This window comes from Bradyrhizobium sp. CCBAU 11430 (assembly GCF_028128855.1).
GTDB classification, from domain to species: Bacteria; Pseudomonadota; Alphaproteobacteria; order Rhizobiales; family Xanthobacteraceae; genus Bradyrhizobium; species Bradyrhizobium ottawaense.
This window is the reverse complement of sequence record NZ_LBJV01000072.1, coordinates 329,958-346,245: the sequence shown is the minus strand read 5'-3', so window position 1 is coordinate 346,245 and position 16,288 is coordinate 329,958. Positions and strand designations below refer to the sequence as shown.

At 65.1% G+C, this 16,288-nt stretch carries 15 protein-coding genes; 13 read left to right on the top strand and 2 right to left on the bottom strand.

What is annotated here, in order from left to right:
* Nucleotides 1-6: 6 nt before the first annotated feature.
* The 7 genes from XI04_RS34635 (at nucleotide 7) to phoB (ending at nucleotide 6,773) form a co-directional block, all read left to right on the top strand.
* The gene (locus XI04_RS34635) at nucleotides 7-1,299 is read left to right on the top strand and encodes an ATP-binding protein (protein WP_028139781.1); all 1,293 of its coding nucleotides are present in this window, start codon (nucleotides 7-9) and stop codon (nucleotides 1,297-1,299) included.
* Between the two features lie 150 nt (nucleotides 1,300-1,449).
* A complete protein-coding gene (gene pstS, locus XI04_RS34630) occupies nucleotides 1,450-2,463 on the top strand; it encodes a phosphate ABC transporter substrate-binding protein PstS (protein WP_028139782.1) in 1,014 nt (337 codons plus the stop codon).
* A 191-nt stretch (nucleotides 2,464-2,654) separates the two neighbouring features.
* Nucleotides 2,655-3,644, top strand: coding sequence for a phosphate ABC transporter permease subunit PstC (gene pstC / locus XI04_RS34625; protein WP_271623894.1), 990 nt, complete (start codon nucleotides 2,655-2,657; stop codon nucleotides 3,642-3,644).
* Between the two features lie 4 nt (nucleotides 3,645-3,648).
* Nucleotides 3,649-4,500: a phosphate ABC transporter permease PstA gene (gene pstA / locus XI04_RS34620; protein ID WP_028139783.1), complete on the top strand. Its 852-nt coding sequence runs from the start codon at nucleotides 3,649-3,651 to the stop codon at nucleotides 4,498-4,500.
* Nucleotides 4,497-5,315 (top strand): phosphate ABC transporter ATP-binding protein PstB, encoded by an 819-nt coding sequence (gene pstB / locus XI04_RS34615; protein ID WP_028139784.1) that lies wholly within the window; start codon nucleotides 4,497-4,499, stop codon nucleotides 5,313-5,315. Before pstA ends, pstB begins: the two co-directional genes overlap by 4 nt.
* An 11-nt stretch (nucleotides 5,316-5,326) precedes the next feature.
* Nucleotides 5,327-6,043 carry a phosphate signaling complex protein PhoU gene (phoU, locus tag XI04_RS34610; RefSeq protein ID WP_038946908.1) on the top strand — a complete coding sequence of 239 codons (717 nt, stop codon included), beginning with the start codon at nucleotides 5,327-5,329 and terminating at the stop codon, nucleotides 6,041-6,043.
* A gap of 22 nt (nucleotides 6,044-6,065) precedes the next feature.
* Nucleotides 6,066-6,773, top strand: a complete 708-nt coding sequence (gene phoB, locus XI04_RS34605; protein WP_018316913.1) for a phosphate regulon transcriptional regulator PhoB — start codon at nucleotides 6,066-6,068, stop codon at nucleotides 6,771-6,773.
* Nucleotides 6,774-7,002: 229 nt separating this feature from the next.
* Here the strand turns inward: phoB and XI04_RS34600 are convergent, their stop codons facing one another.
* Nucleotides 7,003-7,515 (bottom strand): GcrA family cell cycle regulator, encoded by a 513-nt coding sequence (locus tag XI04_RS34600; protein ID WP_028139786.1) that lies wholly within the window; start codon nucleotides 7,513-7,515, stop codon nucleotides 7,003-7,005.
* Between the two features lie 455 nt (nucleotides 7,516-7,970).
* Between XI04_RS34600 and XI04_RS34595 the strand changes: the two genes are divergently transcribed.
* From XI04_RS34595 to XI04_RS34585, 3 genes are all read left to right on the top strand, one after another.
* Nucleotides 7,971-9,179, top strand: a complete 1,209-nt coding sequence (locus tag XI04_RS34595; RefSeq protein WP_028139787.1) for an aspartate aminotransferase family protein — start codon at nucleotides 7,971-7,973, stop codon at nucleotides 9,177-9,179.
* On the top strand, nucleotides 9,179-10,114 hold the full coding sequence (argF, locus tag XI04_RS34590) for an ornithine carbamoyltransferase (protein ID WP_028139788.1): 936 nt from the start codon (nucleotides 9,179-9,181) through the stop codon (nucleotides 10,112-10,114). The genes XI04_RS34595 and argF overlap by 1 nt, the downstream gene beginning before the upstream one ends.
* Before the next feature lie 314 nt (nucleotides 10,115-10,428).
* Nucleotides 10,429-11,436 carry an Hsp33 family molecular chaperone gene (locus XI04_RS34585; RefSeq protein ID WP_028139789.1) on the top strand — a complete coding sequence of 336 codons (1,008 nt, stop codon included), beginning with the start codon at nucleotides 10,429-10,431 and terminating at the stop codon, nucleotides 11,434-11,436.
* A 1,132-nt stretch (nucleotides 11,437-12,568) separates the two neighbouring features.
* On the opposite strand, the gene apaG is transcribed toward XI04_RS34585, so the two are convergent.
* The gene (gene apaG, locus XI04_RS34580) at nucleotides 12,569-12,961 is read right to left on the bottom strand and encodes a Co2+/Mg2+ efflux protein ApaG (protein ID WP_026202434.1); all 393 of its coding nucleotides are present in this window, start codon (nucleotides 12,959-12,961) and stop codon (nucleotides 12,569-12,571) included.
* A gap of 179 nt (nucleotides 12,962-13,140) precedes the next feature.
* Between apaG and XI04_RS34575 the strand changes: the two genes are divergently transcribed.
* The 3 genes from XI04_RS34575 to XI04_RS34565 are packed head-to-tail and all read left to right on the top strand — an operon-like array spanning nucleotide 13,141 to nucleotide 16,175.
* On the top strand, nucleotides 13,141-14,391 hold the full coding sequence (locus XI04_RS34575; RefSeq protein ID WP_028140907.1) for an OpgC domain-containing protein: 1,251 nt from the start codon (nucleotides 13,141-13,143) through the stop codon (nucleotides 14,389-14,391).
* Nucleotides 14,391-15,170 (top strand): SGNH/GDSL hydrolase family protein, encoded by a 780-nt coding sequence (locus tag XI04_RS34570; RefSeq protein WP_271609654.1) that lies wholly within the window; start codon nucleotides 14,391-14,393, stop codon nucleotides 15,168-15,170. The genes XI04_RS34575 and XI04_RS34570 overlap by 1 nt, the downstream gene beginning before the upstream one ends.
* A 12-nt stretch (nucleotides 15,171-15,182) precedes the next feature.
* Nucleotides 15,183-16,175 (top strand): SGNH/GDSL hydrolase family protein, encoded by a 993-nt coding sequence (locus tag XI04_RS34565; protein ID WP_271623892.1) that lies wholly within the window; start codon nucleotides 15,183-15,185, stop codon nucleotides 16,173-16,175.
* Nucleotides 16,176-16,288 lie beyond the last annotated feature (113 nt).

Below are 16,288 nucleotides of genomic sequence, written 5' to 3'. Positions count from 1 at the left end.
GCCCCGATGGCGATCGACGCCCCATCTTCTCCCTCCGCGCAGCCCTGGTCCGACCGGCTGCGGCATTCGACCGTGATCCTGATCGCCGCGGCGCTGGCGCTGTCCGTCGTCGTCTCGCTCGGCGAATTGTCGGCGCTGCACGCCGCCATCGTGTTCCTCTGTATCGCGGCGGCCGCGCTGATCCCGTGGCGGCTGCACGATCCCGCCGCGTCGCGCGACGACGTCAGGCGCATCAACCCGGTCGAGAGCGCGGCGGTGGCCGCCGTCGTCGCCGGCATGCCGGATCCGGCGGTGCTGCTCGACCGCGCCGGCCGCGTCATCCACCTCAACGCCGCCGCCGCCCAGCTCGCGCCGGCGCTGCGCCGGAACGAGCTCGCCCAGTTCGCGCTGCGCTCGCCGGAGATCATCACGGCGCTGCGCGAATCGATCGCGACCACCGAGCCGCGGCGCGCGACCTATCTCGACCACGTCCCGGTCGATCGCTGGATGGAGCTCATGATCACGCCGGTGCCGGTGCCGACCAGCTTCGGCGGCGCCGACAAATGCATGCTGATGACCTTCCACGACCAGACGCCGCTGCGCCGGGTCGAGGAGATGCGCGCCGACTTCGTCGCCAATGCCAGCCACGAGCTGCGCACGCCGCTGGCCGCGCTGTCGGGCTTCATCGACACGCTGCAGGGCCAGGCCAAGGACGATCCCAAGGCGCGCGAGCGCTTCCTCGGCATCATGCACAACCAGGCCACCCGCATGGCGCGCCTGATCGACGATCTGTTGTCGCTGTCGCGGGTCGAGCTGTCGGCCCATGTCCGGCCCGACACCCTGGTCGATTTGCTGCCGATCATCCGCCAGGTCGCCGACGGGCTCGAGCCGCTGGCGCGCGAGCGCCAGGTCGAGGTCGAGATCCATCTGCCGGATAGTCCGGTGATGATCGCGGGCGACCGCGAGGAGCTGCTCCGCCTGTTCGAGAATTTGATCGAGAACGCGCTCAAATACGGTGCCTCCGGCGGACGCGTCATCGTGTCGCTGACCTCAGCCGCGGCCACTGATGGAACTCAGGAAATCCGGATCATGGTCCGCGATTTCGGCCCCGGCATCGCGCCCGAGCACCTGCCGCGGCTGACCGAGCGGTTCTACCGGGTCGACGTCGGCGACAGCCGCTCGCAGGGCGGCACCGGGCTCGGATTATCGCTGGTGAAACATATTCTTAACCGCCATCGCGGCCGGCTTTTGATCGAAAGTGTGCCCCGGCAGGGCGCCACTTTCACCGCCTGTTTTCCCCAGGCCAAGACTTTAGTTTAGATCTAGAACTCAAGCGATTTCAGTCGCTTGAGGGCGTCATCCGACTGTCACGAAACCTTCGTAAAAGCACAGCCGACCGCTCCTAAAGGGGCGGCGCGGGGAGCGCGATCGGGCGCTGATGGCGCTTCGCTCCCCTGTATGGAGACCAGCATGAATTTCCTCAAGACGATCGTCGCTGCCGGCTTGGTCGCCGCATCGGCGACAGCGGCCTTTGCTGCCGACATCACCGGCGCCGGCGCGACGTTCCCGTTCCCGATCTATTCCAAATGGGCTGACGCCTACAAGAAAGAGACCGGCAACGGTCTGAACTACCAGTCGATCGGTTCCGGCGGCGGCATCAAGCAGATCCAGGCCAAGACCGTGACCTTCGGCGCCAGCGACGCGCCGCTCAAGGCCGAGCAGCTCGAGAAGGACGGCCTCGTCCAGTGGCCGATGGTGATGGGCGCCATCGTCCCCGTCGTCAACCTCGAGGGCGTGAAGCCCGGCGAGATGGTGTTCGACGGCGAGACGCTCGCCAGCATCTATCTCGGCAAGATCACCAAGTGGGACGACGCCGCGATCAAGAAGCTCAATCCGAACGTGAAGCTGCCCTCGGAAGCCATCACCGTGGTCCGCCGCTCGGACGGTTCGGGCACCACCTTCAACTTCACCAACTATCTCGCCAAGGCCAGCGCGGACTGGAAGAGCAAGGTCGGTGAGGGCACCGCGGTCGAGTGGCCGGTCGGCGTCGGCGCCAAGGGCAACGAAGGCGTGTCGGGCAACATCAGCCAGACCAAGAACTCGATCGGCTACGTCGAGTACGCCTATGCCAAGCAGAACAAGCTGACCTACACCGGTCTCGTCAACAAGGCCGGCAAGCCGGTGCAGCCGACCGTCGAAGCCTTCCAGGCGGCCGCTTCCAACGCCGACTGGGCCAAGGCGCCCGGCTACTACGTCATCCTGACCGACCAGCCCGGCGAGAAGTCCTGGCCGATCACGGCGGCGACCTTCATCCTCATGCACAAGGATGCCACCGACAAGGCGGCCTCGCAGGAAGCCATCAAGTTCTTCCGCTGGGCCTTCAAGAGCGGCGGCAAGGCGGCTGAAGAGCTCGACTACATCCCGATGCCCGAAGGCGTCGTGACCCTGATCGAGAAGACCTGGGCTGCCGAGATCAAGAGCTAAGTAAGGCTCTCGCGTCCCGGACGCGGTGCGGCCCTGGCGATGCGAAGCATCGTCCAGTGTGCCGCTCCGCGAGGGCCGGAACCCGCAAGACTTCCGCTCCGGACCGGCGCGCGCCGCGTCCGGAGCGCGACACCGACAAAAAGACTGACAACAAGCGTATATAACGGGCACAGGGGATCGGCGTGGCAGAGATGGCCGTTCAGAGCGATGTAATCGACGACGCCGGACCGTATGACCGCACCAAGGCCTTGAGCGCGTTCAAGCTCGGCGACGTCACCTTCTACTGGATCACGCGGCTGTCCGCGATCTCGGTGCTGCTCATTCTCGGTGGCATCATCGTCTCGCTGATCGTCGGCGCGTTCCCGGCGATGAAGGAATACGGCTTCTCCTTCCTGTGGACACAGCGCTGGGCGCCGTCGGCCGATCCGCCCGTGCTCGGCGCGCTCGGACCGATGTACGGCACGCTCGTCACCTCCTTCATCGCGATGCTGATCGCCATTCCCGTCGGTCTGGGCATTGCGATCTTCCTCACCGAGCTCTGCCCGCAATGGCTGCGCCGCCCGATCGGCATGGCGATCGAGCTGCTCGCCGGCATTCCCTCGATCATCTACGGCATGTGGGGCTTCTTCGTGCTGGGCCCGTTCCTGGCCAACACCTTCCAGCCCTTCATGATCAGGATATTCGACGGCGTGCCCGTGCTGGGCGCGATCTTCGCCGGTCCGCCGTCCTATCTCAGCACGTTCAACGCCGCGCTGATCCTCGCCATCATGGTGCTGCCCTTCATCACCTCGATCTCGGTCGACGTGTTCAAGACGGTGCCGCCGGTGCTGAAGGAGGCCGCCTACGGCGTCGGCTGCACCACCTGGGAAGTCGTCCGCAGCGTGGTGATCCCCTACACCCGCGTCGGCATCATCGGCGGCGTCATGCTGGCGCTGGGCCGCGCGCTCGGCGAGACCATGGCGGTGACCTTCATCATCGGCAACTCGTTCCGCATCTCCTCATCGATCTTCGCGCCGGGCACCACGATCTCGGCGGCGATCGCATCCGAATTCGCCGAGAGCGACGGCCTGCACCAGTCCGGCCTGATCCTGCTCGGCCTCTTGCTGTTCGTGCTGACGTTCTTCGTGCTGGCCGCAGCGCGGCTGATGCTGATGCGGCTGGACAAGAAGGCGGGGAAGTAACGTCATGGCGCTCAATCCGATCTATTCGCGTCGTCGCCGCAAGGACATCGTCATCCGCGGGCTCTGCTTCGCCGCGGCCGCCTTCGGCGTCACCTGGCTCGCGCTGATCCTGATCACGCTGCTCTTCAACGGCCTGGCCGGCCTCAATCTTGAGATCTTCGTCGCGGATACGCCGCCGCCGGGTTCGACCGAAGGCGGCCTGCGCAACGCGATCGTCGGTTCGATCATCATGACGTTGATCGGCGTCGGCATCGGCGCGCCGCTCGGCCTGTTCGCCGGCACCTACCTTGCCGAATACGGCCGCAACGACCGGCTGACCTCGGTGATCCGCTTCATCAACGACATCCTGCTCTCGGCGCCCTCGATCATCATCGGCCTGTTCATCTATGGCGCGGTGGTGGTGCCGATGCGTGGCTTCTCCGCGATCGCGGGCGCGCTCGCGCTCGCCGTCATCGTGATCCCGGTCGTGCTGCGCACCACCGAGGACATGCTGCTGCTGGTGCCGAATCCCCTGCGCGAGGCGGCCTCGGCGCTCGGCCTGCCGCGCTCGCTGGTGATCAAGCGTATCGCCTATCGTGCGGCCCGGTCGGGCCTCATCACCGGCGTGCTGCTCGCCACCGCCCGCGTCGCCGGCGAGACCGCGCCGCTGCTCTTCACCGCGCTGTCGAACCAGTTCTTCAGCCTCGGCCTGAACAAGACGATGGCCAATTTGCCGGTCACCATCAACAACTTCGTCCAGAGCCCCTACGCCTATTGGAAGCAGCTCGCCTGGAGCGGCGCGCTGCTGATCACGCTCACCGTGCTTGCCCTGAACATTGGCGCGCGCATCCTCGGCGCCGAGAGGACTGCAAAATGACCGACCTGTCCGTTTCCATGAGTTCCAACGCTCATCTGGCCTCGCAGCCGCTGCCGGAAGCCCCGGCCAAGGTGACGGTGCGCAATCTCAACTTCTATTACGGCGAGCACCACGCGCTGAAGAACATCAACCTGACGCTGGGTGCCAACCGCGTCACGGCGTTCATCGGCCCGTCGGGCTGCGGCAAGTCGACCCTGCTGCGCATCTTCAACCGGATGTACGACCTCTATCCGGGCCAGCGCGCCACCGGCCAGCTCATGCTGGACCAGACCAACATCCTCGACCCCAGGCTCGACCTCAATCTGCTGCGCGCCCGGGTCGGCATGGTGTTCCAGAAGCCGACGCCGTTCCCGATGACGATCTACGAGAACATCGCCTTCGGCATCCGCCTCTACGAGAAGATCTCGAAGTCCGAGATGGACGACCGCGTCGAGAAGGCGCTGCGCGGCGGCGCGCTGTGGAACGAGGTCAAGGACAAGCTCAACGCCTCCGGCCTGTCGCTCTCCGGCGGCCAGCAGCAGCGCCTGTGCATCGCCCGCACCGTCGCGGTGCGGCCCGAGGTGATTCTGTTCGACGAGCCCTGCTCGGCGCTCGATCCGATCTCGACCGCCAAGGTCGAGGAGCTGATCCAGGAGCTGTCCGAGAACTACACGATCGCGATCGTCACGCACAACATGCAGCAGGCGGCGCGCGTCTCCGACAAGACCGCCTTCATGTATCTCGGCGAGCTGATCGAGTTCGACGACACCAGCAAGATCTTCACGTCGCCGAGCGACCGGCGCACGCAGGATTACATCACCGGCCGGTTCGGCTGAGGAGACGCGACATGGGTACTGAACATACCGCAAAAGCTTTCGACACCGACCTCCAGGAGCTCACCCGCCTGGTCGCCGAGATGGGCGGCATCGCCGAACGCATGATCGTCGATTCCGTCGGCGCGCTGATCCGCCGCGACGTCGCGCTCGGCCAGCGCGTCGTCACCATCGATGCCGAGCTCGACGCGCTGCAGAAGCGCATCGAGGAACGCGCGGTGCTCACCATCGCCCGCCGCCAGCCGATGGCGGTGGATTTGCGCGAGATCGTCGGCGCCATGCGCGTTGCGACCGACCTCGAGCGCATCGGCGACCTCGCCAAGAACATGGGCAAGCGCGTCGCCGCGCTGGAGACCGACTTCCATCCGCTGAAACTGTTCCGCGGCCTGGAGCACATGACCGACCTCGTGCAGCAGCAGGTCAAGTCGGTGCTGGACGCCTATGCCGCACATGATCTGCCGGCGGCGATGGCGGTGTGGAAGGGCGACGAGGAAGTCGACGCGATCTGCACCTCGCTGTTCCGCGAGCTCCTCACCTACATGATGGAGGATCCGCGCAACATCTCGTTCTGCATCCATCTGATGTTCTGCGCCAAGAACATCGAGCGGATCGGCGACCACGCCACCAACATCGCCGAGACCGTGTTCTACATGATCGAAGGCCAGGCGATCACCGACAAGCGGCCGAAGGGCGACATGACCACCTTCGCCACGACGGTCCCGAATACCTGAAGACTCAAGGAGCGACGACCCGATGGGCGCACGCATTATGGTGGTTGAGGACGAGGAAGCTCTCACCGAGCTGCTTCGCTACAACCTCGAAGGCGACGGCTATGACGTCGAGACGGTGATGCGCGGCGACGACGCCGACACCCGCCTCAAGGAGCACATCCCGGACCTGATCGTGCTCGACTGGATGCTGCCGGGCCTGTCGGGCATCGAGCTGTGCCGGCGGCTGCGGACCCGGCCCGACACCAAGCAGCTGCCGATCATCATGCTCACCGCGCGCGGCGAGGAGAGCGAGCGGGTGCGGGGACTTGCGACCGGCGCCGACGACTACATCGTCAAGCCGTTCTCGGTGCCGGAGCTTTTGGCGCGCGTGAAGGGCCTGCTTCGCCGCGCCAGTCCTGAGCGACTCGCGACAGTGCTGGCCTATGGCGACATCGAGCTCGACCGCGACAAGCGTCGCGTGGCGCGCTCGGGCCGGCCGATCGATCTCGGTCCGACCGAATATCGCCTGCTGGAGTTCTTCCTGGAGCATCCGGGCCGCGTGTTCTCGCGCGAGCAGCTGCTCGACAGCGTCTGGGGCCGCGACATCTACATCGACGAGCGCACCGTCGACGTCCATATCGGCCGCCTGCGCAAGCTGCTCAATCTCGGCCGCGAGCAGGACCCGATCCGCACCGTCCGCGGCGCCGGCTACGCGCTCGACGATCGCTTCGCGAAGGCGGAGCAGACGTAAGGTTTGCAGGCGTTGGGGTTTGGTGGGCTGCCGCCACATTCTCCGGTGTCGTCCCTGCGAAAGCAGGGACCCATAACCACAGGCAGTGGTTTGGCGAAGACTCGGAGTGACCATCTCGCGCAACAACAGCGCCCTGTGGTTATGGATCCCCGCGTTCGCGGGGATGACACCGAGTTGGTTGAGGCGCCGTCGTGTGACGGCTGCCGTCTTTGCGATCAGCTAAATCCGCTCACCGCGGACCCGGCTTTGCCGGGGCACGCCGGCGATCCGCCGCCGGCTGATACGCCACGCGCGAGTGCTGGGCGCAGTAGGGCAGGCCGGACAGCGCCCTGCCGCCGCAGAAGAAGAAATCCGGGCTGGAGGGATCGCCGACCGGCCAATGGCAGGTGGCCTCGTTCAGCTCGAGCAGCGACAGCCGCTGGCTCATTGGCACCACGTTGTCGTAGGTGACCGGTTCGGCCTCCACCTCGACCTCGAAGGCCTGCGCCAGCGCGGTGTTGCCGCGCGCAATGGGGCGGGTCACCCGCATCATGTGCTGCGCGGGACGCGCCTTGCGCGGCCGGGGCGCTGCCGATGAAGGGCTCTTGGCACGGCCGGACAGACCGAGCCTGTGCACTTTGCCGATCACGGCATTGCGGGTCACATTGCCGAGTTCAGCTGCGATCTGGCTGGCCGAAAGTCCGGCCTCCCAGAGCTTTTTCAGCTGCTCGACGCGATCGTCGGACCAGGTCAAAACCGTCATTGCACCCTTTCCCTCGCTACGCGCCGCCATCCTGGGGCCTCGCAGCGATTGCCTAAGCCTTCAAAAACCCGTGCCGTCAGAATCCCTTAAGGCTCGCCGGGCGCGTGACTGACGCCCGAACGTTTACGCCGGTACATGAGGACTCTTGGGATCAGAACCGCTGCACGAGATGTCGTATCTGACAATCCAAACGCTACAATATGGCGTGACTCCCGCGCAAGAGTCCGCCGACTCGCTTCCACATGTTCCGTGGTGAAAACCCGCAAAATCGGCACCGCAAGACTACGGATTCAGCGTTTCGCGAGGCTTTCCGGGCGGCATTGACACCCGTCTTGCCAGGCATAAGATAGTCGCGCGTGCCGCCCTTAAAAGGCGGCACGTTTCGTTTTCCGGGCCGGTCGATGGTGCGTTGCGCAATGCACGCGTCACACCGTCCGCAACATTCAAGTGACATCATGACTAACAGCGCAGCGCCGCATTTGCTCCCCGTTTTCGCCAGAGCCGACCTCGGCTTCGAGCGCGGCGAAGGCTGCTGGCTGATCGCGACCAATGGCGATCGCTATCTCGATTTCACCTCGGGCGTGGCTGTGAATGCGCTCGGCCATTGCCACCCGCATCTGATCAAGGCGCTGCAGGAGCAGGCGACGAAGCTCTGGCACATGTCGAACCTGTTCCAGAGCCCGGATGGCGAGAAGCTCGCCAACCGGCTCTGCAACGAGAGCTTTGCCGACTTCGTGTTCTTCTGCAATTCGGGCGCCGAAGCGCTGGAGGGTGTGATCAAGCTGGTCCGCCATCATCACTTCTCCAAGGGTCATCCGGAACGTTATCGCATCATCACCTTCGAAGGCGCCTTTCACGGCCGTACGCTGGCGACGCTCGCCGCGACCGGATCTGCAAAATATCTCGAAGGCTTTGGCCCGCCCATGGATGGCTTCGACCAGGTGCCGCATGGCGATATCGAGGCCGTCAAGAAGGCGATCGGCCCGCACACCGCCGGCATCCTGATCGAGCCGATCCAGGGCGAGGGCGGCGTGCGCTCGGCAACGCCGACCTTCCTCAAGGCGTTGCGCCAGCTCTGCGACGAGAAGGGCCTGCTGCTCGCCTTCGACGAGGTGCAGACCGGCATGGGCCGCAGTGGCGATCTGTTCGCCTATCGGCGCACCGGCGTCACGCCGGACGTGATGTCGCTGGCGAAGGCGCTTGGCGGCGGCTTCCCGATCGGCGCGGTGCTGGCGACCGCGGATGCGGCCGCCGGCATGGGCCCCGGCTCGCACGGCTCGACCTTCGGCGGCAATCCGCTGGCGATCTCCGCGGCCAATGCGGTGCTCGACGTCATGCTCAAGCCCGGCTTCTTCGATCACGTGCAGAGAATGTCGCTGCTGCTGAAGCAGAAGCTTGCCTCCGTGATCGACCGTCATCCCGATGTCGTCAGCGAAGTGCGCGGCGAAGGCCTCCTGATCGGCATCAAGGCCGTGGTGCCCTCCGGCGATCTGGTCGCGGCCCTGCGTCACGAAAAGCTGCTCACTGTCGGGGCCGGCGACAATGTCGTGCGTTTCCTCCCGCCGCTGATCGTGACCGAAGCCGAGATCGAGGACAGCGTCGGGCGGCTCGAGCGCGCCTGCGCCGCAATCTCGTCCAGCCAGACCAAGCGGGCGGCAAGCTGATGAGCAAGTCCCCCAATAAAACTCCAAAGCACTTCCTCGATATCAATGAGCTGCCGCTGTCGGAGCTCAAGCGCATGCTTGCAGCTTCGTCCGCGATGAAGGCGAAGCAGAAGGCGCAGCAGCCGGTCAGGCCGCTCGAAGGCAAGACGCTGGCGATGATCTTCGAGCGCCCGTCGACCCGGACACGCGTGTCGTTCGACGTCGCGATGCGTCAGCTCGGCGGCGAGCCCATCATGCTCACCGGTGCCGAGATGCAGCTCGGCCGCGGCGAGACCATCGCCGACACCGCGCGCGTGCTGTCGCGCTATGTCGATGCCATCATGATCCGCATCCTCAACCACGACGCGTTGCTGGAGCTCGCGGCCAACGCCACCGTGCCGGTCATCAACGGCCTGACGCGGCGCTCGCATCCCTGCCAGGTGATGGCCGACCTCATGACCTATGAGGAGCATCGCGGCCCGATCGAGGGCAAGACGGTGGCCTGGACCGGCGACGACAACAACGTGCTGGCGTCCTGGGCTCACGCCGCCGAGCGCTTCAAGTTCCAGCTCAATGTCGCAACCCCGCCGGAGCTCGCGCCGAAAAAAGCGATGCGCGACTTCATCAAGGCGACCGGCGCGCCGATCATGCTCGGCACCGATCCGGAGGCCGCCGTGCGCGGCGCCGACTGCGTCGTCACCGACACCTGGGTGTCGATGGGCGACAAGGAAGGCGAGCATCGCCACAACGTGCTCAAGCCCTATCAGGTCAACGGCAAGCTGATGTCGCTGGCCAAGCCCGACGCGCTGTTCATGCACTGCCTGCCCGCCCATCGCGGCGAGGAGGTCACCGATGAAGTGATCGACGGTCCGCAATCGGTCGTGTTCGACGAGGCCGAAAACCGCCTGCATGCGCAGAAGGGCATTCTGGCCTGGTGTTTTGACGCGGTGAAGTAGCTTCGCTGGAGGCCCGGCGATCACCTCACATACGGTGTCGTCCCGGACAAGCGCAGCTTCTGGCAACGCGTAGCGTTGTCCAGAACGGAGCGCCGATCCGGGACCCATAGCCACAGGACTGAGTTTGGCGAGGACTCGGAGTTGTCAGCTCGCGCCATCACGTCATCCTGTGGTTATGGATCCCGGGCTCGCGCTTCGCGCGCCCCGGGACGACACCGAGTTTGAGGTTGCTTCGTTCAGTTCGACTTGTATCCGGAACATACCACCGCCGCCGCCCCCTTCCATTTCCGCCCTCCGACCCCAGATAACGCCCCATGGTTTCCCAATCCCCTGAGATGAAAGCCGGCCCCGAAGGCCCGGTTCGCGCGCCATCAGCGGTTCCGATCGATGACGCCGTGTTGCCCTACGAGGTCGACGCGCTCGACGTGCGCGGGCGCCTGGTGCGGCTTGGCCCGGCGCTCGACGAGATCCTGACCAAGCACGATTATCCGGCGCCGGTCGGCAAGCTGCTCGGCGAGGCCATCGTGCTGACGACGCTGCTCGGCACCGCGCTGAAATTCGAGGGTCGCTTCATCCTGCAGGCCCAGACCGACGGCCCGGTGTCGTTCCTGGTCGTCGACTACATGGCGCCGGATCGCCTGCGCGCCTATGCGCGTTTTGATGCCGCGCGTCTCGGCGATACCAGGGATTCCGGCACGCTGCTCGGCCGCGGTCATCTCGCCATGACCATCGACCAGGGCCCCGACATGAGCCGCTACCAGGGCCTGGTCGCGCTCGACGGCGGCAGCCTGGAAGACGCCGCTCACGAATATTTCCTGCGCTCCGAGCAGATCCCGACGCGCGTGCGCCTCGCGGTCGGCGAGGAGTGGCGTTCGAACGACGGCGGCAAGCATCGCTGGCGCGCCGGCGGCATGCTGATGCAATTTCTGCCGAAGGCGCCCGAGCGCGCGCGGCAGGCCGATCTGCATCCCGGCGATGCCCCCGATGGCGTCGAGGTGCACAGCGTTGCCGAAGACGATGCCTGGGTCGAGGCGCGTTCGCTGATCGAGACCGTCGAGGACGTCGAGCTGATCGATCCCGAGCTCTCCGGCGAGCGGCTGCTGTTCCGCCTGTTCCACGAGCGCGGCGTACGCGTGTTCAATCCGATGGTGCTCAAGGCGCAATGCTCCTGCTCGCGCCATGCGGTCGCCTCGATGCTGAAGAGCTTTTCGCCCGACGATCGCGCCGCGATGGTGAAGGACGACAAGGTCGTCGTCACCTGCGAGTTCTGCTCGTCGGTGTACGATTTCACGCCGGACGAGGCCGGCGTGGAGGACGCGTAATTCGCAGGCGCTTGGCGAGCTCTCGTAGCTTCGTAGGGTGGGCAAAGCGAAGCGTGCCCACGATCTGCGTGTGACTGGGAGAATTCGTGGGCACGTCGCGCAAGAGCGCGCCTTTGCCCACCCTACGGCACCGCGCGTGTGTCGCCCTCTGTCAATCCTCGTCGCCGAAAATATTCCACTTTGCCGAAATTCGGTTTCGGCGTATGAATTGCGCATCCCGGCTCACCAAGAGGGGCGATCATGTGTCGTCACGCATCGCGAGCCGGGCTTGCGGTGGACGCGGCAGCGTCGGCACGAGAGGTGCGGGCAGGGCGGGTAGTCCCTGTGAGTCCGAGGCTTCGTGCAGACGACGGCGCTGCTAGGCTTCGTCTCGTCTGTAAGTTTCCGGCTTCGTCGACGGGGCCAGGAAAAACTGCGGCGAAATGGCGGGCCGTGCGTACGGCAAAACCGTGTGGTCCTGGCCGTCGTTGCCACGGTCAAGTCTTGCGAAGGTGCGAGCGAGCCCAACCGGGCAGACTGCATCATCCAATTCGCGGGGCGCGGGAGGCCAGAAGGAATGGTCGGCTCCCGGGAGATCACGGCATAAGCCGTCCAGCCACTGCGCAGGGAAGGCCGAGTGTTCGGCACCACCTGTATGCTGCTGTGCGGTTCTTCTTGCGCGTGCATTTCGCGCAGCGGACCGCGGGTGCGAGCCGGCACCCGGTCTTCCCTGCGCCCTCTTGGCTAATGAGGGTGAGCGATGAAGCAAAGCTCGGGCGAATTGAGCCGCGAGGCCGCGAAGGCGTGTCTGCAAGCCGAGCTGCCTGCCACAAGCTCAATCTCGTTCGTGCCCACGTCTTTGTTGCTTATCGATGGAGATCGTGGGCACGGCGCTTAAGCGCCTTTGCCCACCCTACGGCACTGCCGCTGGGATCTGCATTGGAGCATCGCAACGACGACGTGGAGAATGCGTGCGCCACACTCTGCTCTCGTGCCCCGGACGCAGCGCAGCGCTCCCGGTGATGCGAAGCATCGTCCGGTGCGGTGCGCTGCAGAGCCGGGGCCCATCTCGCCGCGTGCCGGGCCGCCCCTGGGTCCCGGCTCTGCGCAGCAACGCTTCGCGTTGCGGCGCGTCCGGGACACGAGCGAGGCCCTAATTCAACACCCGCTTGTTGTCGGGACTATCAAGCGAAAACGCGGGAACGTCGATCTCGAAGCGCTCGCCGCTTTCGGTGACCATCTGGTAGCGGCCGGTCATGAAGCCGGAGGCGGTCGAAAGCGGGACGCCGGAGGTGTATTCGAAGCGCTCGCCGGGGGCCAGGATCGGCTGCTCGCCGACCACGCCCTCGCCCTTGACCTCCTGCTGGCGGCCGGAGGCATCGGTGATGATCCAGTGCCGCGTCTTGAGCTGCACGGTCTCCTCGCCCGAATTGACGATGACGATGGTGTAGGACCAGAAGTAGCGGGAGCGGTCGGCCGACGACTGCTCCGGAACAAAGTTCGGCTCGACGGTCACTTCGATCTGGCGGGTCACGGCGCGGTACATGGTTGCTATCATACCGAAATCCAGCGCTGGAACCAAACGCCGGAGGCGGCTTTGGCGACATCGTCCCGCCAGAATTCGAGGGGAATGACACCCGGACGTGATCCGGCCGCTTTGCGAGACGACGACCGGACCGGTACACTTCTCGACGTCGCGATTTGCGCAAGGGTTTTTAAGCCCCGATGACCATTGCCGACCAAGTGACGGGATCGACGATCGCGGGAACCGCCAAGCCCGCGGGGGCGAAGCCGCGCGCGAGGGCGCCGGCCATCACGCTGCCCGCCATCGGCGAGCGCGAGCTCCGGCTCGACCTGTTCCGCGGGCTGGCGCTGTGGCTGATCTTCATCGACCATCTGCCGCCGAGTCTGCTGACCTGGTTCACGATCCGCAATTACGGCTTCAGCGACGCCACCGAGATCTTCATCTTCATCTCCGGCTACACCGCCGCCTTCGTCTACGGAAGGGCGATGCTGGAGAGCGGCGTCGTCATCGCCACCGCGCGCATCCTGCGCCGGGTCTGGCAGATCTACGTCGCCCACGTCTTCCTGTTCACGATCTTCCTCGCCGAAATCTCCTACGTCGCGACCAGGTTCGAGAACCCGCTCTACACCGAAGAGATGGGGATCATGGATTTCCTCAAGCAGCCCGACGTCACCATCGTGCAGGCGCTGCTGCTGCGCTTCCGTCCCGTCAACATGGACGTGCTGCCGCTCTACATCGTGCTGATGCTGGCACTGCCGCTGATCCTGTGGTCGATGAAATGGCGTCCCGACGTCACGCTCGGCCTCTCGGTCGCGCTCTACGCGGTCACCTGGGAATACGATCTTTACCTGTCGGCCTATCCTAACGGCTTCTGGGCCTTCAATCCCTTCGCCTGGCAATTGCTGTTCGTCTTCGGTGCATGGTGCGCGCTCGGAGGTGCGCGACGGATGTCGCGTATCCTGGCTTCGCCGGTGACGATGTGGATCTCGATCGCCTATCTCGCCGCGGCGTTCTACGTGACGCTGACCTGGTACGTGCCGCAGCTCTCCCAATTCATGCCGAAGCGGGTCGAGCAGTGGATGTATCCGATCGACAAGACCGATCTCGACGTGCTGCGCTTCACGCATTTCCTGGCGCTGGCCGCGCTCACCGTGCGCTTCCTACCCCGGGATTGGCCGGGCTTGAAATCGCGCTGGCTGCGACCATTGATTCTATGCGGCCAGCATTCTCTCGAGATCTTCTGCCTCGGTGTCTTCCTGGCCTTCGCCGGGCATTTCATTCTCGCCGAAGTCTCCGGCGGGGCAGCCATGCATGCGCTGATTAGTCTCTCCGGGGTCCTGATCATGTGGGGCGTGGCCTGGGTGATTTCGTGGTACAAGCGCGTGGCTGACAAGAGCGGTGCGAAAACCAAAAACGCCGTCGGCAACGCCGATCTGGCGGGAGGGGGCTGATGAAGGCGAAGGTTCTCCTGAGCCTGGTCCTGCTATGCGGTAGCCTCGCCGCGCCTGTGGCGCGGGCGGGCGATGCTGCGCCTGGCGCTGCCACCGCGCCCGCGGCGTGCGAATTGCCGTCCTATCTACTTACCAGCGAAAGCCAGCTTCCCAAGGTCGCCGAGGCCATCAAGGCCGGCAAGCCGCTCGAAATCCTGGTCATCGGCAGCCGCTCGACCACGATTCCGTCCTCGGAGGGCAGCTCCTATCCGGCGCGCATGGAAGCGATTCTGAAGGAAAAGCTGCCGCCGTCGGAAGCGGTGCACGTCTCCGTAGAAATACAGAGCAAGCGAACGGCGGAGGAGGCCGCCTCGACCTTCGTTAAGCTGATGGAAGCAAAAACGCCTACTTTGGTCGTCTGGCAGACCGGGACCGTGGATGCCATCCGATCCATCGATCCCGACGAATTTCGCAGCGCAGTCACCGAGGGGGTTATTGCGTTGCAAAAGGCAGGGGCCGACGTCGTCTTGATGAATTTGCAGTACAGCCCGCGTACCGAAACGATGATCTCGGCCCAGCCATTTCTCGACAATATGCGCGTCGTGGCGCAGGAGCATGATATTCCGCTGTTCGATCGCTTCACGATCATGCGGCAGTGGAATGATCAGGGTCAGTTCGACCTGTTCAGCCCGTCCCGCGGGCCCGAACTGGCGAAGCAGGTTCATGATTGCCTTGGCCGGGCGTTGGCACAGTTCGTGATCGACGCAGCCCATCTGGAGCCGGCCCAGCAGCAAAATTGAGGTCTAGCGTTAATGAGTTCTCTCCGCCCTTTTTGCCTGACGGCATGGCTGGCCGCGCCTGCAGCAGCAGTGCTGTTGTTGCTGGCGCCGGCCCCGCAGTCCCATGCGCAGACGCAAGCCGCACAGGCGACGCCCGCACCCGCGCAGTCGGCTGATCCCGCGCCCGCCTCGCCCTCACAGACCAATGTCGCCGCAACCTCTCCCGAACAGCGCGGCATCACCGCGCGCGCCATCGACAAGGTGAAACAGGTCGCCAAATCCGCCGGCGACGTCTTCAACCGCGTGCCCTGCCTGCCGCCGAAGGGCGGCTCCAAGGCGATGGGCTCGCTGCCGCATGTCGCGGGCAAGCTCGTCGCCGGCCAGCCCGTCCTCATCGTCGCGTTCGGCTCGTCGTCGACCGCAGGATTCGGCGCGAGCTCGCCGGAGTTCAATTATCCGAATCGTCTTGCCGCCCAGCTGCGCCGCCATTATCCGACCGCCGACATCACCGTCGTCAATGCCGGCGTCGGCGGCGAGGATGCGCCCGAGATGATGAAGCGTCTCCAGACCCAGGTGATCGACGTGCATCCGGATCTCGTGATCTGGCAGGTCGGCACCAACGCGGTGCTGCGCAATCTCGATCCCGGCGACACCGCCAAAATGGTCGAGGACGGCATCAGCCGCATCCAGGCCGCCGGCGCCGCCGACATCGTGCTGGTCGATCCGCAATATTCGCCGGCCGTCAACCAGCGCGGCGAAAGCGCCGGCAAGATGGTGAAGCTGCTCGGCAAGGTCGCCGAGCTTCGTCACGTCGGCATCTTCCCGCGCTTCGAGGTGATGCGCGACTGGCACGAGAACCAATCGATTCCGGTCGAGAGCTTCGTCATCGCAGACGGCCTGCACATGAACGATTGGGGCTATGCCTGCTTCGCCCAGCTGCTCGGCGACGACATCATCCGCTCGGTGGGGCAGATCAAGCTGGGCGTGAACGTGCCGGGGGATGTGCGGACCTATCGGCCGATGTAGGCACGCTGCCGTAGGGTGGGCAAAGGCGCAAAGCGCCGTGCCCACCACCTCGTCGTTGTAATCGAGAACGGTGGGCACGCTTCGCTTTGCCCACCCTACGATTGCGAATACGT

Bases quoted from the DNA above. Each gene is read 5' to 3' on its own strand.
- XI04_RS34635 (WP_028139781.1), top strand. From the start codon at position 7: ATGGCGATCGACGCCCCATCTTCTCCCTCCGCGCAGCCCTGGTCCGAC.
- pstS (WP_028139782.1), top strand. From the start codon at position 1,450: ATGAATTTCCTCAAGACGATCGTCGCTGCCGGCTTGGTCGCCGCATCG.
- pstC (WP_271623894.1), top strand. From the start codon at position 2,655: ATGGCCGTTCAGAGCGATGTAATCGACGACGCCGGACCGTATGACCGC.
- pstA (WP_028139783.1), top strand. From the start codon at position 3,649: ATGGCGCTCAATCCGATCTATTCGCGTCGTCGCCGCAAGGACATCGTC.
- pstB (WP_028139784.1), top strand. From the start codon at position 4,497: ATGACCGACCTGTCCGTTTCCATGAGTTCCAACGCTCATCTGGCCTCG.
- phoU (WP_038946908.1), top strand. From the start codon at position 5,327: ATGGGTACTGAACATACCGCAAAAGCTTTCGACACCGACCTCCAGGAG.
- phoB (WP_018316913.1), top strand. From the start codon at position 6,066: ATGGGCGCACGCATTATGGTGGTTGAGGACGAGGAAGCTCTCACCGAG.
- XI04_RS34600 (WP_028139786.1), bottom strand. From the start codon at position 7,515: ATGACGGTTTTGACCTGGTCCGACGATCGCGTCGAGCAGCTGAAAAAG.
- XI04_RS34595 (WP_028139787.1), top strand. From the start codon at position 7,971: ATGACTAACAGCGCAGCGCCGCATTTGCTCCCCGTTTTCGCCAGAGCC.
- argF (WP_028139788.1), top strand. From the start codon at position 9,179: ATGAGCAAGTCCCCCAATAAAACTCCAAAGCACTTCCTCGATATCAAT.
- XI04_RS34585 (WP_028139789.1), top strand. From the start codon at position 10,429: ATGGTTTCCCAATCCCCTGAGATGAAAGCCGGCCCCGAAGGCCCGGTT.
- apaG (WP_026202434.1), bottom strand. From the start codon at position 12,961: ATGTACCGCGCCGTGACCCGCCAGATCGAAGTGACCGTCGAGCCGAAC.
- XI04_RS34575 (WP_028140907.1), top strand. From the start codon at position 13,141: ATGACCATTGCCGACCAAGTGACGGGATCGACGATCGCGGGAACCGCC.
- XI04_RS34570 (WP_271609654.1), top strand. From the start codon at position 14,391: ATGAAGGCGAAGGTTCTCCTGAGCCTGGTCCTGCTATGCGGTAGCCTC.
- XI04_RS34565 (WP_271623892.1), top strand. From the start codon at position 15,183: ATGAGTTCTCTCCGCCCTTTTTGCCTGACGGCATGGCTGGCCGCGCCT.